At 63.9% G+C, this 23,430-nt stretch carries 22 protein-coding genes and 1 tRNA gene; 7 read left to right on the plus strand and 16 right to left on the minus strand.

Annotated elements, in window-relative coordinates; translation table 11 throughout:
- Positions 1-3: 3 nt before the first annotated feature.
- The 3 genes from LG376_RS02445 to LG376_RS02455 are packed head-to-tail and all read right to left on the minus strand — an operon-like array spanning position 4 to position 2,571.
- Positions 4-618 (minus strand): MBL fold metallo-hydrolase, encoded by a 615-nt coding sequence (locus LG376_RS02445; protein ID WP_005323087.1) that lies wholly within the window; start codon positions 616-618, stop codon positions 4-6.
- Positions 618-1,703, minus strand: coding sequence for an S-(hydroxymethyl)mycothiol dehydrogenase (locus LG376_RS02450; protein ID WP_225746062.1), 1,086 nt, complete (start codon positions 1,701-1,703; stop codon positions 618-620). Before LG376_RS02450 ends, LG376_RS02445 begins: the two co-directional genes overlap by 1 nt.
- 52 nt (positions 1,704-1,755) lie before the next feature.
- Complete coding sequence (locus tag LG376_RS02455; protein WP_225746063.1) at positions 1,756-2,571, minus strand: GDSL-type esterase/lipase family protein; 816 nt, start codon at positions 2,569-2,571, stop codon at positions 1,756-1,758.
- Between the two features lie 151 nt (positions 2,572-2,722).
- Here LG376_RS02455 and LG376_RS02460 point away from each other — a divergent pair, with 151 nt between their 5' ends.
- Positions 2,723-4,345 (plus strand): AMP-binding protein, encoded by a 1,623-nt coding sequence (locus LG376_RS02460; RefSeq protein ID WP_225746064.1) that lies wholly within the window; start codon positions 2,723-2,725, stop codon positions 4,343-4,345.
- Positions 4,346-4,400: 55 nt separating this feature from the next.
- On the opposite strand, the gene LG376_RS02465 is transcribed toward LG376_RS02460, so the two are convergent.
- A tRNA-Thr gene (locus LG376_RS02465) sits at positions 4,401-4,476 on the minus strand.
- Positions 4,477-4,564: 88 nt separating this feature from the next.
- Positions 4,565-5,764: a DNA polymerase III subunit delta' gene (locus tag LG376_RS02470; protein WP_370633331.1), complete on the minus strand. Its 1,200-nt coding sequence runs from the start codon at positions 5,762-5,764 to the stop codon at positions 4,565-4,567.
- 37 nt (positions 5,765-5,801) lie between these two features.
- Between LG376_RS02470 and LG376_RS02475 the strand changes: the two genes are divergently transcribed.
- Positions 5,802-7,334, plus strand: a complete 1,533-nt coding sequence (locus LG376_RS02475; RefSeq protein ID WP_049377807.1) for an adenylate/guanylate cyclase domain-containing protein — start codon at positions 5,802-5,804, stop codon at positions 7,332-7,334.
- A gap of 11 nt (positions 7,335-7,345) precedes the next feature.
- Positions 7,346-8,584, plus strand: coding sequence for a DUF418 domain-containing protein (locus tag LG376_RS02480; RefSeq protein WP_225746066.1), 1,239 nt, complete (start codon positions 7,346-7,348; stop codon positions 8,582-8,584).
- Here LG376_RS02480 and LG376_RS02485 read toward each other — a convergent pair.
- The gene (locus LG376_RS02485) at positions 8,534-9,127 is read right to left on the minus strand and encodes a hypothetical protein (protein ID WP_049377805.1); all 594 of its coding nucleotides are present in this window, start codon (positions 9,125-9,127) and stop codon (positions 8,534-8,536) included. The genes LG376_RS02480 and LG376_RS02485 overlap by 51 nt on opposite strands.
- Before the next feature lie 18 nt (positions 9,128-9,145).
- On the minus strand, positions 9,146-12,109 hold the full coding sequence (gene topA, locus LG376_RS02490; protein WP_049377804.1) for a type I DNA topoisomerase: 2,964 nt from the start codon (positions 12,107-12,109) through the stop codon (positions 9,146-9,148).
- Positions 12,110-12,357: 248 nt separating this feature from the next.
- On the opposite strand from topA, the gene LG376_RS02495 reads away from it, so the two are divergent.
- Positions 12,358-12,987: a DedA family protein gene (locus LG376_RS02495; RefSeq protein WP_225746067.1), complete on the plus strand. Its 630-nt coding sequence runs from the start codon at positions 12,358-12,360 to the stop codon at positions 12,985-12,987.
- Between the two features lie 16 nt (positions 12,988-13,003).
- On the opposite strand, the gene LG376_RS02500 is transcribed toward LG376_RS02495, so the two are convergent.
- The gene (locus tag LG376_RS02500; RefSeq protein ID WP_049377802.1) at positions 13,004-13,207 is read right to left on the minus strand and encodes a cold-shock protein; all 204 of its coding nucleotides are present in this window, start codon (positions 13,205-13,207) and stop codon (positions 13,004-13,006) included.
- A 179-nt stretch (positions 13,208-13,386) separates the two neighbouring features.
- Here LG376_RS02500 and LG376_RS02505 point away from each other — a divergent pair, with 179 nt between their 5' ends.
- Positions 13,387-15,750, plus strand: a complete 2,364-nt coding sequence (locus tag LG376_RS02505; protein ID WP_225746068.1) for a DEAD/DEAH box helicase — start codon at positions 13,387-13,389, stop codon at positions 15,748-15,750.
- A 447-nt stretch (positions 15,751-16,197) separates the two neighbouring features.
- Here LG376_RS02505 and LG376_RS02510 read toward each other — a convergent pair whose 3' ends face one another.
- From LG376_RS02510 to ssd, 7 genes are read right to left on the minus strand one after another with little or no spacing between them, the layout of a single operon-like run.
- On the minus strand, positions 16,198-16,524 hold the full coding sequence (locus LG376_RS02510; RefSeq protein ID WP_198492409.1) for an Rv3654c family TadE-like protein: 327 nt from the start codon (positions 16,522-16,524) through the stop codon (positions 16,198-16,200).
- On the minus strand, positions 16,517-16,831 hold the full coding sequence (locus LG376_RS02515; RefSeq protein ID WP_080970367.1) for a hypothetical protein: 315 nt from the start codon (positions 16,829-16,831) through the stop codon (positions 16,517-16,519). Before LG376_RS02515 ends, LG376_RS02510 begins: the two co-directional genes overlap by 8 nt.
- 55 nt (positions 16,832-16,886) lie before the next feature.
- On the minus strand, positions 16,887-17,075 hold the full coding sequence (locus LG376_RS02520; protein ID WP_198492408.1) for a DUF4244 domain-containing protein: 189 nt from the start codon (positions 17,073-17,075) through the stop codon (positions 16,887-16,889).
- Positions 17,076-17,099: 24 nt separating this feature from the next.
- Positions 17,100-17,696, minus strand: a complete 597-nt coding sequence (locus tag LG376_RS02525) for a type II secretion system F family protein (protein ID WP_225746069.1) — start codon at positions 17,694-17,696, stop codon at positions 17,100-17,102.
- The gene (locus LG376_RS02530; RefSeq protein ID WP_225746070.1) at positions 17,693-18,481 is read right to left on the minus strand and encodes a type II secretion protein F; all 789 of its coding nucleotides are present in this window, start codon (positions 18,479-18,481) and stop codon (positions 17,693-17,695) included. Before LG376_RS02530 ends, LG376_RS02525 begins: the two co-directional genes overlap by 4 nt.
- Positions 18,474-19,652: a TadA family conjugal transfer-associated ATPase gene (locus LG376_RS02535; RefSeq protein ID WP_225746071.1), complete on the minus strand. Its 1,179-nt coding sequence runs from the start codon at positions 19,650-19,652 to the stop codon at positions 18,474-18,476. Before LG376_RS02535 ends, LG376_RS02530 begins: the two co-directional genes overlap by 8 nt.
- Complete coding sequence (ssd, locus tag LG376_RS02540; RefSeq protein WP_049377301.1) at positions 19,649-20,716, minus strand: septum site-determining protein Ssd; 1,068 nt, start codon at positions 20,714-20,716, stop codon at positions 19,649-19,651. Before ssd ends, LG376_RS02535 begins: the two co-directional genes overlap by 4 nt.
- 459 nt (positions 20,717-21,175) lie before the next feature.
- On the opposite strand from ssd, the gene LG376_RS02545 reads away from it, so the two are divergent.
- A complete protein-coding gene (locus tag LG376_RS02545) occupies positions 21,176-22,057 on the plus strand; it encodes an HAD family phosphatase (protein WP_225746072.1) in 882 nt (293 codons plus the stop codon).
- On the opposite strand, the gene LG376_RS02550 is transcribed toward LG376_RS02545, so the two are convergent.
- A complete protein-coding gene (locus LG376_RS02550; RefSeq protein ID WP_225746073.1) occupies positions 22,054-22,770 on the minus strand; it encodes an oxidoreductase in 717 nt (238 codons plus the stop codon). The genes LG376_RS02545 and LG376_RS02550 overlap by 4 nt on opposite strands.
- 108 nt (positions 22,771-22,878) lie before the next feature.
- Between LG376_RS02550 and LG376_RS02555 the strand changes: the two genes are divergently transcribed.
- Positions 22,879-23,382 (plus strand): phage holin family protein, encoded by a 504-nt coding sequence (locus LG376_RS02555; protein ID WP_005323120.1) that lies wholly within the window; start codon positions 22,879-22,881, stop codon positions 23,380-23,382.
- The last annotated feature ends 48 nt before the right edge of the window (positions 23,383-23,430 follow it).

Genomic DNA, 23,430 nt, shown 5'->3' on the forward strand with positions numbered 1-23,430 from the left:
AGGCTAGTAGCCGCGCTCGATGTATTCGTCGATGCGCGCGGCCTCCGCGCCCACCGTGGTGGCGTCGCCATGCCCTGGCAGGACCTTAGTGTCCTCCGGCAGAGTGAAGACGACGTTCTTCAGCGACTCGATGATCACATCGAAGTCGGAGTACTTGCGGCCAGTGGCACCAGGGCCGCCGTTGAAGAGCGTATCGCCCGACAGCAGCGTCTCGCCCACGTGCAGCACCACGCAGCCCGGCGAGTGACCCGGGGTGTGGTAGACCGTAATCTTCTCGCCGCCAATATCGAACTGACCGCGGTCCGCCAATGGCGTGTACGGAGCATCGCCATTGGACTCCTGCCACAGCATGTCATCGTCCGGGTGCAGGTAGACCTCGGTATCGAAGCGCTTTGCGGCCTCGGGGGCGAGCTCGCAGTGGTCATTGTGCGCGTGGGTGAGCAAGATGCCTTCTACGCGACGGTCGCCCACGAGCTCTGCTACCGCATCGAGGTCGTGGGAGGGGTCCACCACGTAGACGCTGGAGTCATCGCCCACGACGTAGACATTATTGTCCACATCCCATTCGCCGCCATCGAGGCGGAACTTGCCAGAAGTAACCGTGCTATCGATACGCATTAGAACTCCACCACAGAACGCAGAACCTTGCCGTACTTCATGGTGGCGAAGGCCTGCTCGACGTCGTCAAGCGCAATGCGCTCGGTGACGAACTTGTCCAGCGGGAAGTTGCCGGCCTTGGACAGCGCTACGTAAGCGGGGAAATCGCGCTCTGGGAGGCAATCGCCGTACCACGCAGGCTTGATGGAACCGCCGCGGCCGTAGAGGTCGATGGCCGGAATGTCCACGTGATCGGTGAGGTTCGGCACGCCCACCATGACCATGCGGCCGGCGTGGTCGCGAGAGTAGAAGGCCTGGCGCCAGGTGGGCTGGATGCCCACGGCGTCGATGGAGACATCGGTGCCGAAGCCGCCGGTGAGCTCGCGGACGGCGTCAATAACCTCCTGCTCCGAAAGGTCCTTGGAGCAGATGGTGTCGGTCGCGCCGAACTCGCGGGCGGTCTCCAGCTTGGACTCGTCGATATCCACGGCGATGATTTTCGCCGCGCTCGCCAGCTTGGCGCCCGCAATGGCCGCCATGCCAACGCCGCCGCAGCCAAAGACGGCAACGGACTCGCCGAGCTGGATATCGCCGGTATTCACGGCAGCGCCGAGGCCCGCCATGATGCCGCAACCCAGCAGGCCAGCGGCGGCTGGGTCGGTGTCTTCCACCTTGGTGCACTGGCCCTCGTGGACCAGGGTCTTCTCCGCGAAGGAACCGATGCCCAGCGCGGGCGTAAGTTCGGTGCCATCCTCGAGGGTCATCTTCTTGGAGGCGTTGTGGGTATTGAAGCAGTACTTTGGCTCGCCCTTCTTGCAGGCGCGGCACTCGCCGCACACGGCGCGCCAGTTCAAAATGACGAAGTCGCCTTCCTCCACGTGGGTGACCGCAGAACCTACGGTCTCTACTACGCCTGCGGCCTCGTGGCCGAGCAGGAAGGGGAAGGCGTCTTCAATATCGCCATCGCGGTAGGCAAGGTCGGTGTGGCACACACCGCAGGCCTGGACGCGCACGATGACGTCATTAGGGCCGGGATCAGGAACGACAATGTTGACGGTTTCGACTTCCGCGCCCTTGGAGCGGGCAATAACAGCTTTTACAGTCATGCACCCGAGCGTACCTATATTTTCAAAACCGGCGCATTATTGAAAACTCTTTTTAAGAGCGGGCGATAACGTTGGCCGCATGCTCGTGGCCGCGCTGGTTCATGTGGATGGGCAGGTTGCCGTCGCCGCCAGTAAAGTCCACCAGACCAGCCCACATGCGCTGGTTTGCATCGGCGCACATGCCGTTATTGCGAGTAGAGGGCTTCAGGTCTAGGAACTGCACGCCGGTGCGCGCCGCCAGATCTACCTGCATCCACTGCGCCTTATTCTCAAAGTCCTGAATGCCCGGCAGGAAGGTGGAATCGGCCGGGCGCGGTCCGAAGTGGAATAGGCAGTAGTACGGGCCGGAACCGATGGTGGGGTATCCCACGATCTGCACGCGGGCGTTCGGGGCTGCGCGCTTAATGCGCTCGATCTGCGGGGCGGTGCGGTCCGCGAACTGCTTGCGAATCTGCGGCAGGTTCATATCGCGGTGGTTGTAGGTGTCATTAAAGCCGGTGGTGATGACCACGCGGTTAGTGGCCGGGCTCAGCGCGCCGGTACGGATGGCCGCATCCACCTGCTGGGAAACCTGCGGGCCGGGGGACATGGACACGGCACCGGAGCAGGAGAAGTCCCGCACCGGAAGGCGCAGCTTGGCGCCGGCGCGCTTGGCGTAGTTATTGGAGGTCGGGCAATCTACGCCCACACCTTTAGAGGGATCGTAGCGGTGGGCGAAGTAGGAGCCGGCGTCTGGATCCGCCAAGACGGAATCGCCGAAGGCCACTAGGTTGCGCTCCGCGGCGGTGGCCTGCGGCGCGGCCACCGCACCCAGCACGGTCAGCGCGGAAGCCACCACGGAGAGTACTTTCAGCTGCAGAGATTTCATGAGATCCTTTTCTAGAAACACCAGTAACTTCAGGTAACTGTAGTCACTTCTGTAACATATTTCGAGTTGGCGGCAACACCGCCCGCCTCTCTCACGATATCGTCCATGGTTATCTTTTCGTTATCTTCGCTAATTTGGAGCTTTCCCGATCGTGAATTTTTCTGATTTCACATTCCACGCTGCAGCCCTCGGCCGGTTCGTGCCGGCGCTTCTTAACGCCGGACTTGTCAGCCACCAAGGCGGCGCGAAGGCCCAGCTCAATCTGCTGCCGAACCTGGCCCGCTACCGCTTCACCACCGCGCGCGAGATAGAACAGGGCTACCTCGCCTGCCCGGAGCGCTTGGCGCTTATCGACGACGACGGCACCCTCACCTACCGCCAGCTGCGCACCCACACGCAGGGCTTCGCCCGCTATCTCCGCTCGCTGGACCTGCCCGAGATTCGCCTCGGCGTCATGGCGCGCAACGGCCGCGGCATCATCATTCCACTCGGCGCCAAGGGCTATGTGGGCGCTTCTATTTACCTGCTCAACGTGGGTTCTTCCCCGGAACAGCTGGCCGGCTGCATCGAGGAAAATGGCATCAACGTGCTCGTGGTGGATGATGAGTTCATCGACCGCGTGGACACCGATATCCCGGTCATTATCGCGCACGATACGGGCGCAAGCGATCTGCCGAAGCTGGACAAGATTGTGAAGAACCCACCGGCCGTGGAGCTGCCGCGCTTCCCCAAGCACGGCCCAATCGTGCTCATGTCCTCCGGCACCACCGGCATTCCGAAGGGCATTGTGCGGCCGGAACCGACCCTGCCCGTGGTGCTGGCCTCCATCGTGGATACGATTCCGTGGCGCGCCGACCAGCGCCTGCAGCTCACCGCCTCCATTTTTCACACCTGGGGCTGGGCCTGCATCAATATCGCGCTGGGCCTGCGCAATACCATCGTCACCCGCCGCGTATTCGACGCGGAGCAGGTGCTTGACGATGTCCAGCGCTACCGCCTCGATGGCATGATTTCCTCCCCCATCTTCTTTAAGCGCTTGGTGGAGCGGGACCCAGCCGGTGAGTTCGATACCTCGAGCCTGAAATTCATCGCCTCGGCCGGCAATGCACTGACCCCGGAGGTGGTCAAGGAGACCAATGAGCGCTTCGGCGCCATCCTGTGCAACGTGTACGGATCCACCGAGCTCGCGCTCGCGACGACCGCCACCATGGATCAGGTGGCCGCCAACCCCACCATCGCCGGGCGCGTGGCCTCGGGCACGAAGCTGCGCATCCTCGATAAGGAGGGCCACCCGGTTCCGCGCGGCGAGGTGGGAGAGATCTACCTGACCAACTCCACCGCGATGACCGGCTATACCAACCCGAACCTGCGGCTCAATAAGGTGGACGGGCTCATTTCCATCGGCGATTTGGGCTACATCGACGAGCACGACTTCCTGCACGTGGTCGGCCGCGCCGATGACATGATCATCGTCGGCGGCGAAAACGTCCACCCGCAGTCCGTCACCGAGGTCCTCGAGGCCATGCCCGGCATCCACGAGGTCCATGCTGGCGGCGTAAAGGATAGCGAGACCTTCCAACGCATCGCCGTGTGGGCGGTGCCTACTGCCGACGCCGCCGGAAAGGCCCTCACCGCCGACGCCATCCGCGACTGGGTCCGCACCAAGCTCGCCGATCACTCCGTGCCGCGCGACGTGCACTTCCTGGCCAAGCTCCCGCGCAACGCCACCGGCAAGGTGGTCCCGCGCCTGCTCAATAACCACGGCGAGGCTTAGCGCGCACCTCCCCCGAATACGCGAAAGGCCGCAGGCTATACACCTGCGGCCACTGTGGAGCCGCCTGCGAGAATCGAACTCGCGACCTTTTCATTACGAGTGAAATGCTCTACCGACTGAGCTAAGGCGGCGCGCTGCTCGGCATACGCCAGTGCAGCAAGAGAAAGTTTAACCTAGGGGCGCCGCGGAATAGAAATCGGCCCCCAACTATTCACCCATTTACAGACACGCGCGGCGCAGCCGGCCCACTAGCCCGTCAAAGGCAATCTGCGTGCCGACGTTTTGGGTGAGCTGCTCGCGGCACAACGTGATGGCCGCTTGGCACTCCAGCAGGCCTTCTTCGCTCACGCGCTGCGCGATCTCACCAGAAAGTCCAGCGAAATCCGGGTGGGTGAGATCCACCTGCGCGCCCACCTTCTGCATGAGCGCATCGCGGTAGACGCCGGAGAGATCAACAAGCACAAGGTCCAGGTTGTCGATAACCCGGCGCTTGGCTCTCTTCTTGTGCTGATCCTGTAAGTCTTTAATGGCGGAGCGGGCGTCGCGCTGCGCCTTAGCCGCGCCTTTGCCCTTCGCACCCACACCGAGGGTCTGTTCCAGCTTCGCCAGCTCGGCCTCTTCCTGTTCCTTATGCGACTCCTTCGCCTCCGAGTCCACCAGCTTCAGCAACGAGGTCACCGCCTGGAAGCCCTGGGAGCCGTGGAAGACCTCCTCTGCCAGGTTGATGGCCACCGCGCGGCGTTTTTGCACCGCCGGATCGTTGACCAGGCGCCGCGCCCGGCCGACGTGGCGGAGGGAGGTGAGGGCGGCCAAGTGGGCGTCGTGATCCGAGGCACCCTCGCTGACCAACTGGGCGGTAATGCTCTCCACCGACGGGGAGGGAATGTAGAGGTGGCGGCAACGCGAGCGAAGGGTCTGGGAGAAGTCCTCGGGGGCGTCGGAAGGCGCGCACATGATGATCACGGTGCGCGCCGGCGGCTCTTCTACCGTCTTGAGCAGGGCATTCGCGCCGTTATTGTTGAGGCGGTCGGCGTTGTTGAAGATCACCACGCGCCAAGGGGCCACCGTGGGCAGGCTCGCGGCACGGCCGATGACCTCGCGCACCGTATCCACGGGGATGATGACCTCCTGCGGATCCACGAGGACCAGATCGGTGTGTTGTTTGGTCTCCAGCACCGCGCGGCAAGCCTCGCAGCGGCCGCAGCCTGGTTCCTCCGGATCCGTGCACATGAGCGCGGCCGCAAAATCGATCGCGGCCAGGGAACGGCCGGAGCCCGGCGGGCCAGTAAATAGCCAGGAATGGCTCATCGCCCGTGGGTCTGCCCCCGGCATCCCCCGAGCTGCCCGGGCGGCACCCAAGATAGTGCGGGCCACACCTGGGGTATCTGCCAATCTTTGCGCAACGCTTCCGGTATTCACTCGCCCTAGCCTACTGGTCTTACTAAAGTATGAAGGCATGAACAGACTACTGCGCGGCGCACGATGGCTCATGGGTACCCAATGGCCGGTCTACGCCGCCTTAGTCCTTGGCGCGAACCTCATCGGCGCCATCGCCATCATGACTTTTGTCCTTTATTTCCTGCCGATGCCGGAGATTAAGAACTTTGCCGCCGAGCTGCCCAGCCTGATGGGCGTCGCCGCGGTGTACCTCATCTTTGCCGTGGTCATCGGCATCGCCGTCACCCTGCTGCTATTCCGCCCGGTGCTGGACTGGCAGCGCAATCCGGACGAGCACGATCCGAATATGGTGCGCAACTTAGTGCTGCGCATCCCCGTCTATCAATCCGTGGTGGCGGCCGCAGTGTGGCTCATCGGCATCATCCTGGCCGTGGTGATTTCCGGGCAGGAATCCGGCCGCCTGGGGCTGGTCGTTGGCGTATCTGCCACCCTGGCCGGCCTCGTGGTGATCATCTTGACCTACCTGCAGGCAGAGCGCCTCGTACGCCCGGTGGCCGCCCAGGCGGTGGCACGGCGCTTTGAGGATTCCACCCTAGAGCCGCCCATCAAGTACCGCCTCATTTCAACCTGGCTGATGACCTCCGGCGTGCCGCTGCTGGGCATCTTGCTCATGCTCATCGCCCAGCGCACCGGGCTCTTCTCCGGCACCGCAGGAGACCTGGTTCCCGCCATCACGGCCCTGGCCCTTACCGCTCTGGCCACCGGGTTTATCGGTACTAGCTTCGCGGTGATGAGCGTAGTGGACCCGATCGTGGAGCTGCAGGACGCCATTAACCGGGTGCGCCGCGGCGAGAACAATGCCGAGGTCGATATCTATGACGGGTCCGAGCTGGGCGTACTGCAGGCCGGTTTCAACGAGATGATGCGCGGCCTGCGCGAGCGCAATCGCGTGCGCGATATCTTCGGCCGCTACGTCGGCGCCGAGGTGGCGCAGCGCGCCCTAGAGGAGCGCCCCGAGTTGGGAGGCGAGGACCGCAAGGTCGCTGTGCTCTTCATTGACGTCATTGGTTCTACTACCTTCGCCGTCAACCACTCCCCCGAGGAGGTAGTAGAGGAGCTCAATAAGTTCTTCGAGCACGTTGTCGAGGTAGTGCACCGCAATAAAGGCATCATTAACAAGTTCCAGGGCGATGCCGCCCTCGCCGTTTTTGGCGCGCCGCTCAATGTTTATGATTCCGCCTCCGTGGCGCTGCAGGCCGCCCGCGAGCTGCGCGGCGAGTTGCGCGGGCTGGAGCTGCAAGCGGGCATCGGCGTGGCGGCGGGGCACGTCGTCGCCGGGCACATCGGCGGCGCGGATCGCTTCGAATATACCGTCATTGGTGACGCCGTGAACGAGGCTGCGCGCCTGACCGAGCTGGCCAAGGACACCCCGGGCCAGGTGCTCACCAATGCCGCCACGCTCAAGACCGCCAATGAGGCCGAGCAGGCCCGCTGGACTATGATGAAATCCATTGAGCTGCGTGGGCGTCACCGCATGACCCAGCTGGCTCGCCCTATCCGCGCTACCCTGGCAGAACGTTCCGAGGTATAACGAGGTTTTAAGTGAGCTCAGCTTCCCGGCCCCGCATGATCGTGCCCGATGTGGCGCGCGGCATGGCCCTCCTAGGCATCGCCATGGCCAATATGACCACGGCGTGGATCATCACCACCGACCGGCCGGGCAGCTATTTCGGCGGCATCATTGATGGCAGCGCGTGGGATAAGGCGGCCGTCGTCTTCAGCGCCTTCTTTGTCCACAACCGCGGCCTTCCCATGTTTTCTACCCTGCTCGGCTTTGGCGTGGGGCTCATTGCCCTGAGCCTGTGGCGGCGCGGGTTTCCGGTGCGGGCGGCGCGCAGGACCATCGCCAAGCGCTATACCTTCTTGGCGCTCATGGGCGCGGTGCACATGGTGCTGCTGTTTTGGGGCGACATTATGTTTTTCTACGGCGTGGCCGGGATCGTCATTGCATTCCTGCTGCGCAAGCGGGATTCTACCCTGATGCTCATTGCCTATATTCTTTTTGCGCTGTGCGCACTTGGCGGGATTGTGGCCTTTATTTCCGGTGCTATGGATCCCCTCGGCGTGGTAGCCACGGAGGGCATTGGCACCATCGAGTCCTACCCCGATCTGCTGCTCAGCCAGCTTATTACTTTAGGCAGCCAGGCCTTGGCCACGCCGATCATTTTGCTGATGTACCTGCCCGTGATGCTGGTGGGCTTTGTGTGGGCGCGCCAGGGCGTGCTTGCCGACGTCCCCTCTCACCGCCCCACCCTCCTGCGCTGGGTCGCCATTGCAGCGGCCATCACCGTGGTTATCGGCACCTTGTGGTCTTTGAGCACGCTCGGGGTCATCGAGCAGCGCTGGGCCAATGCCGCCAATAATGCCAACGCTTTCATCGGCGTCTTTACCGGCCCTGGCATCCTGGCCGGGCTCGCGCTGCTGCTACAGCCGGTGCAGGAGCGGCTTTCGGCCGGCGCGCCACTGCCCGCAGTGCTGTGGCCCTTTGCGGCGCTGGGCAAGCGCTCCATGAGCGGCTACGTAGGGCAGTCCATTCTCTTTTTCTTCCTCGTGCACCCATTCACGCTGAACTTCGGCCACGAGCTGGGCGCCTTCGGCCAGGCCACGCTGGCCTTCGCGGTGTGGTTGGTCACGCTTATCGGAGCCTGCGTGCTGGAAGTCTTCGACCGCCGCGGACCTTTTGAGGCCGTGCACCGCCGCCTGTCCTACGGCCCGACGATGCAGCCGCAGTTACCGGGTGCGGCGCAGGCCATCGAGAAGCAGCAGATGGCCGACCGCTAGGGCGCCCGCCTCGGCCGCGCCCACTAGGCGCGCCCCCTGCTTCCACTTACCGCGATAGTGCTGCGCGAGCGCCGCGCGCAGGGCCGTCAGCCCCTCGGCCGCAACGAGCAGGTTGGCGCCGTGGCTGATGCCCTTGCCGGCGTCAGTGCGCAGCGCCGGATCCCCCGCCACTGCCGAGGTCGTGAGTACCGCCGCGCCGCCCACCGCCACGGCTGCGGCAGTCGGCTCCTTGCGAGTCGCGGCAACGCCCGCGCCCCATACGGCCGCGCGCAAACCCCAGCCCAAGGCGTCGTTGCGCGCGCCGCGGCGATATAGGCTCCACGCATAGGTGGCATGGCTCGCCGTTACGGCCGCCACGCCGAGCGCCGAAGGACGGGTCAGGGTGCGGGCCTTTTCCACCTGGCCAATAGCTGCGGCTAGGACTCCGGCGCCAACGACGGGCTCTTCACGAACCGAGGCCAAAAGCTGCGGCCGCGTTTTGATGGTGACGGCGCGCCTCAGGGCCGCAGCGCCTTCTTGGGTGCGGGCAAGAAAATCGTTCATGCCCGCCACCTTACGCGGTTACTTCTTGCGCGAGCCGGCCTTTACCACGTTCTTCGTGCCGGGTGAAGGCTTCTTCGTTGCCTTCTTGCCAGCCTTCTTCGTGGACTTTTTGGTGGCCTTCTTGGTCGCCTTCTTCTTCGTCGTCTTCTTAGAGGACTTCTTCTTGGTCTCGCCGGAAGCTTCCTTGGCGCGGCGCTCGGAAAGGAGCTCGTTCGCGCGGGCGTCGGTAAGCTGCTCCGGGTCATCGCCGCGGCGCAGGGAGGCATTGGTGGTGCCGTCGGTGACGTACGGACCGAAGCGGCCGTCCTTCACGGTCATCGGCTTGCCGGAGACGTCATTATCGCCCAGCTGCTTGATCGGCGGCTGAGCGGCGGCGCGGCCGCGACGCTTCGGCTCAGCATAGATGCGGCGGGCCTCATCCAAGGTGATGGTGAAGATCTGCTCTTCCTTGGCCAAGGAGCGCGAATCCGTACCCTTTTTCAGGTACGGGCCGTAGCGGCCATTTTGCGCAGTGATCATCACGCCGTCGTCCTCGCCCACCTCGCGCGGCAGGGAAAGCAGCTTGAGGGCCTCCTCCAAGGTCACGGTGGAGGGTTCCATGGAGCTAAACAGCGAAGCCGTACCCGGCTTGAGCTTGTTCTCGATGTATTCCTTGACGCGCTTTTCCTTCTGCTTCGCGGCCGTCTTGGTTTCCCAATTCTTGGCGCGCTTGCCTTCTTCGGCGCGTTGCTTGTCTTCCTCGGCGCGCTCCTTGGCGACGACCTCCTCGGCCTCACCCTCGGCCTTCTCCCGCTCATCCTCGCGGACGACTTCGGTGACATACGGGCCGAAGCGGCCCTCCTTGGCCACGATCATGCGGCCGTTTTCCGGGTTCTCGCCCAGCTCGCGGCCGCCCTGCGGGGTAGCGAAGAGCTTTTCCGCCAGCTCCTCGTTGAGGCCATCCGGGGTGACGGTTTCGGACAGGTTAGCGCGCTGATACTCGATGCTGCCGTCGTCGTTAGTGCCAACGGCGCGCTCGATGTACGGGCCGTAGCGGCCTACACGCACGAAGACGTCGCGACCTTCGGCGTCGGTATAAAGCAGTAGCGAGTTAACCTTGCGCGCGTCGATGGCTTCCAGGTTGACGTCGATAAGCGACTTCAAGCCGCCGTGACGGGCAATGGAAGCCGCCTTCTGCTCGTTGGCCTCGGCGTTGCCGAAGTAAAAGCCGTTTAGCCAGGCGGTGCCATCCTCGATACCGGTGGCAATCTGGTCTAGCTCGTCTTCCATGGAAGAGGTGAAATCGTAGTCCACCAACTCGGTGAAGTTCTCCTCCAACAGGCCCACGACGGCGAAGGCAACCCACGAAGGCACCAGCGCATTGCCGCGCGAGACCACATAACCGCGGTCCTGGATGGTCTTGATGATGGACGCGTAGGTAGACGGGCGGCCGATGCCCAAGTCCTCCATCTTCTTGACCAGGCTGGCCTCGGTATAGCGCGCCGGCGGGTTGGTGGAGTGGCCCTCGGCGGTAACCTCCTTGGCGGTCAGGGCGCGGCCCTCCTCCAAGTGCGGCAGGCGGGTCTCGCCCTTCTTATCACCCTTGGCGTCGTCAGCGCCGTAGGCCTTCAAGAAGCCGGGGAAGGTAATGGTGCGGCCGGTGGCGGAAAATTCCACGTCGTAGCTGCCCTTATCGGTGGCGGCGGTGCCGGCTACGGTGACCTTCATGGAGGTTCCCTTGGCATCGGCCATCTGGGAGGCGACGGTGCGCTTCCAAATCAGGTCATAGAGCTTAAACTCCTCCGCATCCAACTGGCCAGAGAGCTGGCCCGGGGTGGCGAAGGACTCGCCGGCCGGGCGGATGGCCTCGTGGGCCTCCTGGGAATTTTTCACCTTGCGGTCATATACGCGCGGGGAATCAGAGACGTATTCTGCACCATAGATGCTGGTAGCGGAATTGCGCGCAGCCGACAGGCCCTGCTTAGAGAGCGAGGTGGAGTCCGTACGCATATAAGTAATGTGACCGTTTTCGTACAGGCGCTGCGCAATGCGCATGGTGCGCTCAGAAGTAAAGTGCAGGCGGCGGCCGGCCTCCTGCTGCAGCGTCGACGTCATAAACGGCGCATAGGGCTTGCGCGTATAGGGCTTGTGTTCGACCCCAGCGACTTCCATGCCCGCGCCTTGGAGCGCAGACTCCAAGGCCTTGGCCTGTGGCTCGGTGATGACGATGACGTCTTTGCTCTTGACGTTTCCGCGATCATCAAAGTCGCGGCCCAAGGCCACGCGTTTGCTATCGACGGCGGTAAGGCGGGCGTCGAAAGTGGCTGGGTTGTCCCCGTCCGCAGCGCCAGTATCTAACGTGGCGGCCAGATCCCAGTAGTCCGCGGGGATGAACGCCATGCGCTCGCGCTCACGCTCGACGATGACGCGGGTGGCCACCGACTGCACGCGGCCGGCAGAAAGCCGCGGCATAACCTTCTTCCACAGCACCGGGGAGACCTCATAGCCGTAGAGGCGGTCGAGGATGCGGCGGGTTTCCTGGGCGTCGATAAGGTTGTAATCCAGATCGCGGGTATTGTCCGCGGCCTCCAGGATCGCGGACTTGGTGATCTCGTTAAAGACCATGCGGCGCACCGGAACCTTGGGCTTGAGGACTTCAAGCAGGTGCCAGGCGATGGCCTCGCCCTCACGGTCGGGGTCTGTTGCGAGGTAGAGCTGATCGCACTGCTTCAGCTTGGACTTGAGGTCCGCGACCTTCTTCTTTTTATCGGGGCTCACCACATACAGCGGTGCGAAGTCATCTTCCGGGTTCACGCCGAGGCGCGCCCAGGATTCCTTCTTATATTTAGCCGGCACGTCCGCAGCGCCGCGGGGAAGATCGCGGATATGGCCCACAGAGGCCTCCACGATGTAGTTATCTCCGAGGTAAGGCTGAATCTTCTTCGCCTTCGTCGCCGACTCGACGATCACCAAGGTCTTTCCCGGCCCGGCTGCTTCTGCCACTTCGACTTCATCCCTTTCGATGATGCGAACAATAAGGTATGCACGCTTTCAGCAATCGCCCCTAGCGTACACAGTTGATCTGCATTTCCTGTCTCGCACCATATACGCGGTACTGCCAAAAGGCCGTTTTCAGGGGCACTATGTACCCCCACAGAACGGGTCTATACTGGCCTACTTAGAACGCCCCGTAGCTGCGAAAGCATTGTGGGGCACAATAGCACACCCAAGACGACGCCCGCGGAGGATTCATGGTTGACGCCATCACTATGTGGATCGAAACCGTCATGTCCACAGAGTGGATCTACCCGCTGGTTGGCGTGCTGATCTTTGGTGACTGCTTCTTCCCCGTCCTGCCTTCTGAAATCCCGCTCAATATGGCCGGCGCCTGGTCCGGCTCCCAGGGCTTTCCGCACCTGCCCACCATGTTTTTCGTGGCGCTGATTGCCGCCATGATGGGCGATAATCTCTGCTTCCTGCTAGGCACACGGTTTATGCCCCTACTCCAGCGCGTGCCTAAAGGTTCTAAGGCCTACGAGGGGTTGAACTGGGTCAAGCGCAATATGCGCCGCGGCGGCGGTGCGGCCATTATTATTGCCCGCTTCATCCCTTCAGCGCGCTTGTTTATGACCATCCTGCTGGGATCGATGCGCTTCCCGTGGATCGTCTTTGTCTTCTTCGACACCATTGGTGTTGCGCTCTGGGCCAGCGAGGCGTTGGCCATTGGCTACCTCGGCGGCATGGCCTTTTCCAATTCGCCCGTGCTGGCTGTGGTGGTCAGCATCATCGCCGCGGTCATTATCGGCGTGGGGCTGCAAAAGCTGCAGAATAAGTTCACCGAATGGTGGGATACCCGCCGCGGCTACGCAGAAACGCCGTAGCGAGGGAGCCGACCGCCTAGATTACGGACACGGACTGGGCCTGCTCGCCCTTCGGTCCGGAGCCTACCTCGAAGGTGACCTGCTGGTTTTCTTCCAGAGTACGAAAGCCACTGCCCTGAATCTCGGAGTAGTGGACGAAGATATCGCCTTCGCCGTCCTCGCGCTCGATGAAGCCGTAGCCCTTTTCAGAGTTAAACCACTTAACGGTTCCTTGTGCCATGGTGTGCAGTCCTTTTCTTGATTAGCGGTGCGGCGATTCCGCACCAAGGGAGGTTTCGGTAAATGCGTCCTTTAGCAGTACCTTAAAGTGTAAACACCGCACCAAGACATCATTGGCCTCATATCAGTGTGACACGTTCCACGCCAAAGCGATAGGCCTAACCCACGAGGGGGTAGAAATTGGCTCACCCGGAAACGGATAATCCCCTGGGAGAAGAGCTGCTCGAGTTCATCCAGCGCCGCCTCGATGAGTCCACTCTCACATTTCACACCACTCTGCCGCCGCAGCGTGCGCAGTATGCCGAGTGGCCCGAATGGGTGCTGCCGGAGTTGAAGGAGAAGCTGGTCGAAGGGGGCGTCGGCAAGCTGTATAGCCACCAAGCGGAGCTGGCGCAGGCAGCCTGGGCCGGCGAGGATGCGGTGATTTCTACCGGTACGTCCTCGGGAAAGTCCCTGGGCTACCAGCTGCCCATTTTGAGCCGACTGGCGCAGGAGCCGAGCGCCTGCGCGCTGTATCTCACCCCCACCAAGGCGCTGGGATCGGACCAGCTGCAGGCAGTGCTCGAGCTGTGCCGGGGCATTCCGGCGCTCAAGGGCGTGGTGCCCTCGCCCTATGACGGCGATACGCCGCAAGAATCCCGCGCGGGCGTGCGCGATCATTCGCGGTTCATTTTCTCCAACCCGGATATGGTGCATATGTCGCTGCTGGCGGCGCATGCCCGGTGGGCGCGGCTACTGCGGCACCTAGAGTTCATCGTTATCGATGAATGCCATTCCTACCGGGGCGTATTCGGCGCGAACGTGGCGCTCGTGTTGCGCCGGCTGTTGCGCTTGTGCGCGCACTATGGCTCGCGGCCGACGGTAATTTATGCCTCGGCCACTATGAAGGACCCGGGCCGGCATGCGCAGCGCCTTACCGGCCGGCCCGCCCGCGCGATTACGGAGAACACCGCCCCCACCGGCGCGCGCACCGTGGCGCTATGGGAACCAGGCTTTATCGAGGGGGCCGAGGGCGAACATGGGGCGCCGGTGCGTCGCGCCGCCACCACCGAGGCGGCCGAGATGATGGCCTCCTTCATCGCCGAGGGCGCGCGCACCATGACCTTTGTGCGGTCGCGCCGCTCGGCCGAGGTGGTGGCCATGCGCGCGGCCGAGGCGCTCTCCGGTAGCCTCGGCCGGCCCGATTTTGCCCAGCGCATCGCCGCCTACCGCGCCGGTTACTTGGCCGAGGACCGCCGCACGTTGGAGCGCGCGCTTGACGATGCCTCCTTGCTCGGCGTCGCCACCACCTCCGCCCTCGAGCTGGGTATCGATGTCGGCGGGCTCGATGCCGTGGTCACGGCCGGTTTCCCGGGGACCGTCGCGAGCTTTTGGCAGCAGGCCGGGCGCGCCGGCCGCCGCGGGCAAGGCTCGCTCGTAGTACTCATCGCCCGCGATGAGCCGATGGATACCTACCTGGTCCACCACCCTGAGGCCCTGCTGGGCCGGCCGGTGGAGGCCAGCGTTTTCAACCCGGCCAATCCGTATATCCTCTTCGGCCACGTCTATTGCGCCGCGGTGGAAAAGCCGCTGGATGATGCCACGATTGCCGCCTGGGGCGCGCAGGACGTGGTTCACCAGCTGGCCGAATCTGGCCTGCTGCGCCGCCGCGAGCGCGGCTGGTTCGCCGTGCCCATCCCTGCCCATTCACCGGAGGAACTCTCGCCCGAAACGGCCCATACCGCGGTTTCGCTGCGCGGCGGGGCGGTCGAGGAAGTCATGATCGTAGATTCCTCCGACGGCCGCCTGCTCGGCACCATCGATGCCGCCCGCGCTACCAGCCAAGTCCACCCCGGCGCGGTGTACCTGCACCAGGGCGAAAGTTTTGTCATCGAGGAGCTCATCCTCAGCGATTACCTGGCGCTGGCCCGCCCCGAGGCCCCGGACTATTCCACGACTCCGCGCTCCACCACGGATATCCGCATCCTGCGCGAGGCCGATAACCTGGTCAATTACTCCCCAGGACTGTGGGTGGCGGACGTGGAGGTGGAGGTCACCGACCGCGTCACCGGCTATCAGGTGCGGCTTGCCGACGGCACCATTGGCGACGATATCCCCCTCGATCTCCCCGAACAGCTCCTGGTCACCCGGGCGGTGGCCTATACCATCGATCCAATGGCGCTTGCCGCGATGGGGGTTACCGCCTCCGATACTCCCGGCACCTTGCACGCGGCTGAGCACGCCGCGATCGGCCTGCTACCGCTTATCGCCACCTGCGACCGCTGGGACATTGGAGGCGTGTCCACCGCGCTGCACCCCGATACGCAGCTGCCCACCGTCTTTGTCTACGACGGCCACCCCGGCGGCGCCGGTTTTGCCGAGGAGGGCTTTCGCCGCTTCCCCGAATGGATCGCGGCCACCTTCGAGGCGGTGCGCTCCTGCCCTTGTGAATCCGGGTGCCCGTCGTGCGTGCAATCGCCCAAGTGCGGTAACGGAAATAACCCGCTGAGCAAAGATGGTGCCATCAAGCTACTGGGTGCGCTGGTCACCATGACGCAGGGCTAGCCGCAGCTTAAGCGGTTCTGCCTTTTTCTTCATTTACTCGCTGCGCCCGCGCGTGTTCATAGTCCGCGCTGCGCTGCAACAGCTCCTCACGCCGATGAGGGAACCGCTCCAAAATTATGCGCTGAATTTCCGCCGCTGCACGTGCGCGAGTGCGCCGCACTTCCGGATCCGGCTCATAAAAAGGCGAGCCTTGCGGATGTCTCATGGAGCATCACCTCTTTCTTCTTTCGGGGCAGATTTGTCGAGCTCACCCTCTTTAAACTCTTGGGCAAAATCCCACAGTGTGTTGATAAAAGGGGAATCTCCTTCAACGTCCGATAATAATCCCAGAATTGTGGGGAGAAAATACCATCCAGTAATTCTTTCGGCGGTATTCCCGCCAAGCGATGAAGCCTGCTACGGCTGCCACTGCGGTGGGGATAAGGCGCACTACTGCTTCCTGCCAGCTCATACCGGCCCGGCCTTCGCTTGAGTGGAGCGGCCACGGACCGTGGCGGTGACGATGACGTCGCGGCCGGACTCGGTGCAGGTTTCTAAGGCGGCGTCATTGAGCGCGGCGGTATCGCGCGCGGCGGCACAAGCATCTTCACCCGTAGCGAGGGCCCAGGCACCGGCAACCGCCGCGAGGTCGGCCGCCACCTGGGCCTCGTGTCGCGCGGCCACGCGCGAGCCCACTGCCGCCACGATAAGCAGCAGGCTCACGATGGCGACGATGATGCCGGCCGCGGCAATGGTGGCATAGCCTTCCTCGCCGCAGCGCTTCGGCTTACTCATTTCCGCCCACCTCGGCTGGAAATACCGCCTCGGAGCGCATGGTGCCGATGGGGGCATCAACGCTTACCGACGCCCTCACCAACCCACCGCTTTCTTCCACGCTGACCTGGGCATCCTCGCGCGGGGGATGGTATTCGACGCCGATGGCGTGCGAACGCGCGGCCGCGCCCGCCATGTCCACCGCGGCGATATAGGATGCCAACGTGGCAATGGCACCCACGATTCCCGCCGCAACCAAGACCAGGGAGCTTAAAGCCAAGGCGGCCTCGATGGTCACGGAGCCATCGTCATCAAATACCCTGTGCATCATTCCTCCTTTCTGCCGGCGGGTTGGACCCGCCGGCCGTGGTTAGAGAGCGGCGCTAGCTCGGGGTATTCGAGAGGGCGTCGGTAATGATGCCCTCGATGGCATCGACCACCCCGCCACCGTTGATGACCATGTAGAGCACCCCGGCAAGCGCGGCGGCCGCCAGAGAACCCATGGCATATTCAATGGTGCTCATCCCCTCGTCATTGCGGATGAGCTGGGAATATTTCTGAAGTGCGTGCATGATTAGTGTCCTTTCACGTGAGGTTTAGAGAAGTTGTGCGCCCAAACTGATAACTACGGGCGCAAGGCCTAGAACGATGAATGCTGGCAGGAAGCACACCGCCAGCGGGAGGGCGATAAATACTCCTGCGCGCTCCGCCTGCGCTGTGGCGTGGGCGGATGCTTCCGCGCGCAAAGAAGCACAGATTCGGTGGCATCCGGCCGCGATGGTGGCGCCGGATTGGCCCGACATGATGACAAGCTGCGCTAAGTCCTCCAGCCCCGCATGGCCCTTCATGTGACCCCACGCGGACTGCGCGGGAACACCCACTCCGAGTAGCGCGGCGACGGTCTCCCACAGCTCCTTAGTCTGGGCATCCGCGGTGCGGGCCACCGCGGTGGTGGCGCCGTGCGCGGAGAGCCCTGCGGCCAGGCACGCTGCGAAAAGTTCGACGTCGCCAGCTACTGCCAGTGGATCCAGCGGTGCGGCGGGCTTGAGCTTGCTCATCAGTCCCCCGCGCGCGGTCGGGCCATCGCGCGGGGTCTTGGCGGTGGTCTTGGTTGCGCTGGCAGGTGCCAAGCGGGCGGTGTGCGGCGGCAGGCCAACGAGGGTGGCGAGGGCGATAAAGATGAGCGGGGTCATGCGGCCGCCTTCCGGATAATGACGCGCGACCAGGCGAACCCGCCGCAGGCCAGCGCCACGCCCACCACGAGGAGAATGCCGCCTAATCCGCCGCCTAAAAGGAAGCCGAGCGAGTTGGCGCCCATGGCCCCTCCCATGGCGATGCCGGCTATGGGCAGGCACGCGAGCACCGTGGCGGTTGCTTGGGGGCCTTGCAGACTAGCGGAGGTGGATTGCTGGTGGCGTCGGGAAGCGTCGAGGCGGCTTTGCGCTTGGTCGAGCAAGCTGGCCACCGCAATGCCGTGGTAGGTGGAAAGCTCTAATAGGTGGCCTAAGCGGTGAAGCTCTGGCAGGGCCTTGCCGCCTTGCGCATCTATCAGCGCCATGTGCGGCGGCGCACCGCGCGCGGCGAGGGTGGCCGTGGATTCTAGTGCTGCGGATACCTCGCGCGGGGTGGTGGCTGGAAGGGACTCGACGCCGCGGGCGAGCGCGCCAGCCAGGGTCGCCCCCGCACGCAGGTCCGCGGTGACCACGCCCAGGTAAGCAGCCAGCCCCTCGCGGCCGCGCCGCTCTGCCCGCGCAGCCACTAAGTCTTTGACGTACCAGGACACGCACCACGCGATAATGGCGCCAGCGATGGCGATGCTAATGCGTCCCACCGAGTAGAAGACCAGGCTGCCGCAAAAGACTGCGCCTAGGATCACCACGGAGCTGGTCTGTGCCCGGCGCGGGGCGGAGGCCAAGCGACCGGCACTCGAGGGCGCGGGTATTAGCAGCGCAGCAGCAAGGATGAGGTAGCTAAGCATGGCTGACCTCCCCGGCATGCTCTCCCAGCAGCTGCGCGGAGAATTCCGCGAAGCCTTCTGCCGGGCCATCTTCGGCGCTCCAGATGATGCGCGGAGTCACTGGGTTTCCCTCGAGCAGGCCGATATGGGCGAGGCGGCGGCCCTGTGGGGTGCGCTCCATGGTCAACACCATGTGCACAGCCGCCGCCAGTTGCGAGTGCAGCGCCGCGCGGTCCAAGCCGCCGAGGGCGGCGAGAGCCTCCATGCGGGCTGGTACTTCAAAGAGAGAATTGGCGTGCAGCGTGCCGGCGCCGCCGTCGTGGCCGGTGTTGAGCGCGGCGAGGAGATCCACCACCTCGCGGCCGCGGATTTCGCCCACCACGATGCGGTCCGGCCGCATGCGCAGCGCTTGGCGCAGCAGTTGTGACATCGTGACCTCGCCGCTTCCCTCCGCGTTGGCCCGGCGCGAGACCACACTGACGCAGTGCGGGTGGTGTGGGGAGAGCTCAGCGGTGTCCTCGATAACGAGGATGCGTTCACGCTCGGAGACGGTTCCCAAAAGCGCAGAGAGCAGGGTGGTTTTGCCGGAACCAGTGCCGCCTATGACTAGGAAGGAAATCCGCTTGTCTACCACGGCGCGCAGCAGTGCCGCGATGTCTTCTGGCAGCGTGCCATTGTCTACAAGCTGGGGCAGGGTTGTCTGCGCTTGGCGCAATACGCGCAGGCTCAGGCAAGTCCCGGCCACTGCGGGTGGGCTCAGCAGTGCGTGGACGCGCAACACGACGCCATCGGGGCGAGTGACGCGGCCATCGGCAAAGGGCTGCGCATCATCGAGGCGCGTGCCTGAAGCTGCCGCAAGCCTGCTGGCCAGCTGGCGGACCTCGGCATCATCGCGGAAGGTGATATCGGTGCGCTCGAGGCCTTCGCCGCGGTCCATAAATACCGCGTCTGGCCCGTTGACTACGACGTCTGTGACGCCCTCGCGCCCCAGCACCGCATCGAGAGGCCCCATCCCGGTGGCGTCTTGGCGCAGGCGGCGCAGCAAGTCAAGCACTGCAACGTCACTAATCACGCCGGCTTCTGCGCGAATGCGCCGGGCCAGGGCTGCAGCATCCTGGACCAAGTTAGGCTCAGCGGCAATGATGCGCTGCATCTTTTCCAGCGTTTCTTGTGCTGCTTTATGCTCGCTCATGCGCCGACCTCCTCGAGGACCACGCGGGCGGCCTTACGCAAGGGTGCGGGGAGGCGCTGCGGTAGGCCGCCGATTTCTACCGTGCGGGTGAGACCCCGAAGCGTTGGCAATTCTGCCAGCACCGTGCTGTGGACGATGCGTTCTACTTCCGCCGCGCTTAACGACGCCCACTGGCGTTGCCGCAGCACCACCACGCACCTGCGCCGCACGGCATCGAGACGCACCAGAAGCTGCGCGGCCGACGCGGCCGAGCGCACCTCCGCGGCCACCACGATGACCACGTGGGTACAGGCATCTGGGATGGTCTCCGGGGTGCAATCCACCACGCATACTCCCTCACCCGCATGGGCCGCACCTACCACCCGCGCGAGCAGATCCTTTTCTAGGCGGAAGGGATCTGCGACGGTGCTGCGCGCGGCGGAGAGCACCGCTACCCCATCAGGCGTGGATGGCAGCGCGCGGTAGAGATCAGCGGCATCGATGCTGCCATCGCCCACGGTAAGCTCCGGCCAGCGCGCCCCCGGTTCCGCTTCTACGCCGAGCAGGAGGTCGAGGCCGCCGGAGCATGGGTGGGCGTCAACAAGCAGGGCGCGACCGTCGACTGCGCTCTGGGTGCGGGCCAACGCGGCCGCAAAGGTAGAAGCGCCTACCCCACCGCTCGCGCCAACCACAGCGATGGTCGCACTGCCCGGCCGCGCTTCCTGCGGCGCGCCCGCCGCGGCAATGCTCGCCAGCAGCTCCTTAACTTGGGCGGGGATGATAAAGGCGCTCTCCGCGTGGCAGGCAAGCGCCGCCTCGTAGTCAATCGGTCCGGGGTCCGCGGCCAAGAAAAGCACGGGCGCAGGCGCGGTATGGGTGCGCCGCGCTGCTGCCACCACGCGGGCCATCAAAGAATCAACCAGCACCGCATAGGCCCCGGGCAGGCTGCGCGGGATATCACGGGGATCAGTTACGGTCAGCACATCGTGGCTGGTCGCAGCCGCAGCGTGAACGGCCTCGGCGCGCAGCGCTTCGTCACCAATGGCGACAACGATGACGGCGGAATCAGGGTGTAATGCGTTCATGCCTCATAGCCTGAAGCAGTCGCGCAACCGCAGCGAGGCTCTGGCAGCAGCGTTGTGGATAACCCGCCAGACGTCACCATGTAGGCGCGATTTGGTTGTCGTTTCAACCAAAATTCTGTGGATAACCGGCACCGCACGGCGGTAGATATAGGTGACGGCCCGCGCATCGGGGGGGTGTGCGCGCGGGCCGTCAGTAACCCGGCCTCGGGGGGGTGAGCCGGGGCAGGCCGCACAGTATATCGGGGCCTTGCACGCATTATTATGACATGTTCGCCACCCAATCACAACAGCTAACAGCAGATTTCCACGGTCACGGCGCTGACCTGCACCGAATGCATGTTCACTCAGCGCCACCCCACGCGGGTTCCCAATCCCACATTAGTGGCATACAAATCACCGTTAACGTCAGCCACTTCTACACCACCAAGCGCTAAGGGCGGCTACACTCGGCAGCACATCATGCCTACTTCCCGCGAGCCCCGTCATCCCCGCCGCGCCGCCACCACCCGCACCGGCGGCGATCCCGCACGCACCGCGGCGTTTTTCGATCTCGATAAGACCATCATCGCCACCTCCTCGGCCTACGCGTTTGGTCGCGAGTTCCTCCACAACGGGCTCATCTCGCCGGCCGAAGCACTGCAGCTATCACTTGCTAAGGCCAGCTATATGTTTTCCGGTCTGACCAGCGAAGGCATGGATTCCACCCGCGACCAGCTCACCACACTGGTCACCGGGTGGTCCGTGGACGAGGTGCGCGCCATCGCCCGCGACACCATGCATCACGTGGTCACACCCTCCATTTATGCCGAGGCCCGCGAACTCATCCGCGCCCACCGCTCCGCTGGCCACCACGTGGTCATCGTCTCTGCCTCCGCGGCCGTGCTGGTGGACATCATCGCAGAGGAACTCGGCGTCGAGCACGTCATCGCCACCGAATTGGCAGAGGAAAACGGGCGCTTTACCGGGGAGGTGCTCTTTTATTGCAAGGGTCCCACCAAAGCAGAGGCACTGGAGCGGACCGCAGCAGCAGAAAGCATCGACCTTGCTGCCAGCTACGCCTACTCGGATTCCGCGACGGATATCCCGATGCTGGAAAAGGTAGGCCACCCCGTCGCCGTCAACCCGGACAAGCAGCTAAAGCGCCACGCCCTCGCCCACCACTGGGAGATCCGCTCCTTTAAGGACCCGGCGCCGCTCCTTCCTGCTCCGACTGCCAAGGAAATTGGCATCGGCGCCTCCGTTCTAGCAGGTACAGCAGCAGTTATTGGCGCCGGACTGTGGCTAACGCAGCATCCGGGCCGCCCTGGCCCGCCCAAGCGGGGCCCTCGGCGCGCCTCTTAGGCCGCGCGGGCAATCGCGTCGGCTTCTTTGCCACCGGCGGTCCAGGCGGCGAGGTGGGTTAAGAGGGCGTCGACAAGCGCGGTGCGATAATTGCCCACCGCGGCGGCATAGTCGGCGCGGTGGCGGGTGTAGTAGACCTCGGGCACGGCGAAACCGCGCGGGTCAAAGCCCGTATGCACCGCGGCGAGGCGGGAGGCAACGTGGGCGACGAGGCCACTGCGCGGGCCAAAGAACTCGCCGGCGGCAATCTCGGCATGGACAACACTCGGCAGCAGGAGATCGAAGGCGGGACCGCCACCCTGCGCGATGAGCCGGCCCAGCCTTTGCAAGCGCGCACTCTCGCCGGCCGGAATGCCGGTGCCGCCGGCCGCGACGTCGATGCGCGCCAGTACCTGCAGCGGTGCTCGGGCAAAGGAGCGCACCGTGGCATCTAAGAGTTCCGGGGCGGCCACGGAATAGGCGCTAACAGCGCTGGCCAGCGGCCCTTCTTTCATATCTTCCGGTCCCGGATGTGGGGGGATGGCGTGGCCGTCCAGCGCCACGCTGGCTCGGGCGCCGCGCATGAGGGACTCCGCAGAGATAACCTCAAACTTGCGCAATCCTGCAGGTCGGCGGTGTGCGCGGGCGACGGCAGCGGCGGCCTCTTCTGCACGTTCTTTCACCCCCGGCAGGCGAAACAGCGGGGATAACGCGTCATTTTCTGACATATCCATTAGGATAGCCGTGGAAGTCCCTAAGTATGCGTGGCACCATGGGATAATAGTGATTCCATTATTATTGGGGACATTACAAGGTTTAGATAAACGCGAGGAGAATTAATCGTGAGCAACGACGGACTTTTTACCGACGGTACTGATCAATTTGCACCGAAGGTGAACTCGATCCCTTTGAGTGACGTGGATACGTCCTCGTCCGAGACCTCGGTAGGCCAGCTGGTCTCCAACGCTACCGAGCAGATGTCCCAGCTCGTGCGCTCCGAGGTGGAGCTAGCCAAAACCGAGTTGGCAGAGTCCGCTAAGAAGGGCGGCATCGGTGCAGGCCTCTTCGGCGGCGCAGGCACCATCGCACTGTATAGCTCCTTCTTCTTTTTCTTCTTCCTGGCCGAGCTTCTCGCCGTCTGGCTGGACCGCTGGGCAGCGTTCCTGATCGTCTTCCTGATCATGATCGTCCTCGCTGGCATCCTGGCCTTCGTTGGCCTGAAGAATGTCAAGCAGGTCAAGGCCCCGCAGAAGACCATTGACTCCACCAAGGAGCTCAAGAACCTGGTTCCGGGCAAGGCGCAGAAGTCCCTGGACCGTAAGAACACCCACGGCCTCTACACCTAAACCGGCAGGCGCCACGCGTACGTGCACCCCTCTATCCGCCCTAGCTAG

This window comes from Corynebacterium sp. Marseille-P4611, from assembly GCF_916618765.1.
Lineage (GTDB): Bacteria > Actinomycetota > Actinomycetes > Mycobacteriales > Mycobacteriaceae > Corynebacterium > Corynebacterium marquesiae.

What these genes read in the sequence shown, in the direction of transcription:
- LG376_RS02445 (WP_005323087.1), bottom strand. Translation starts at nt 618, where the DNA reads ATGCGTATCGATAGCACGGTTACTTCTGGCAAGTTCCGCCTCGATGGC.
- LG376_RS02450 (WP_225746062.1), bottom strand. Translation starts at nt 1,703, where the DNA reads ATGACTGTAAAAGCTGTTATTGCCCGCTCCAAGGGCGCGGAAGTCGAA.
- LG376_RS02455 (WP_225746063.1), bottom strand. Translation starts at nt 2,571, where the DNA reads ATGAAATCTCTGCAGCTGAAAGTACTCTCCGTGGTGGCTTCCGCGCTG.
- LG376_RS02475 (WP_049377807.1), top strand. Translation starts at nt 5,802, where the DNA reads ATGAACAGACTACTGCGCGGCGCACGATGGCTCATGGGTACCCAATGG.
- LG376_RS02485 (WP_049377805.1), bottom strand. Translation starts at nt 9,127, where the DNA reads ATGAACGATTTTCTTGCCCGCACCCAAGAAGGCGCTGCGGCCCTGAGG.
- LG376_RS02495 (WP_225746067.1), top strand. Translation starts at nt 12,358, where the DNA reads ATGGTTGACGCCATCACTATGTGGATCGAAACCGTCATGTCCACAGAG.
- LG376_RS02500 (WP_049377802.1), bottom strand. Translation starts at nt 13,207, where the DNA reads ATGGCACAAGGAACCGTTAAGTGGTTTAACTCTGAAAAGGGCTACGGC.
- LG376_RS02510 (WP_198492409.1), bottom strand. Translation starts at nt 16,524, where the DNA reads ATGAGTAAGCCGAAGCGCTGCGGCGAGGAAGGCTATGCCACCATTGCC.
- LG376_RS02515 (WP_080970367.1), bottom strand. Translation starts at nt 16,831, where the DNA reads ATGCACAGGGTATTTGATGACGATGGCTCCGTGACCATCGAGGCCGCC.
- LG376_RS02520 (WP_198492408.1), bottom strand. Translation starts at nt 17,075, where the DNA reads ATGCACGCACTTCAGAAATATTCCCAGCTCATCCGCAATGACGAGGGG.
- LG376_RS02525 (WP_225746069.1), bottom strand. Translation starts at nt 17,696, where the DNA reads ATGACCCCGCTCATCTTTATCGCCCTCGCCACCCTCGTTGGCCTGCCG.
- LG376_RS02530 (WP_225746070.1), bottom strand. Translation starts at nt 18,481, where the DNA reads ATGCTTAGCTACCTCATCCTTGCTGCTGCGCTGCTAATACCCGCGCCC.
- LG376_RS02535 (WP_225746071.1), bottom strand. Translation starts at nt 19,652, where the DNA reads ATGAGCGAGCATAAAGCAGCACAAGAAACGCTGGAAAAGATGCAGCGC.
- ssd (WP_049377301.1), bottom strand. Translation starts at nt 20,716, where the DNA reads ATGAACGCATTACACCCTGATTCCGCCGTCATCGTTGTCGCCATTGGT.
- LG376_RS02545 (WP_225746072.1), top strand. Translation starts at nt 21,176, where the DNA reads ATGCCTACTTCCCGCGAGCCCCGTCATCCCCGCCGCGCCGCCACCACC.
- LG376_RS02550 (WP_225746073.1), bottom strand. Translation starts at nt 22,770, where the DNA reads ATGGATATGTCAGAAAATGACGCGTTATCCCCGCTGTTTCGCCTGCCG.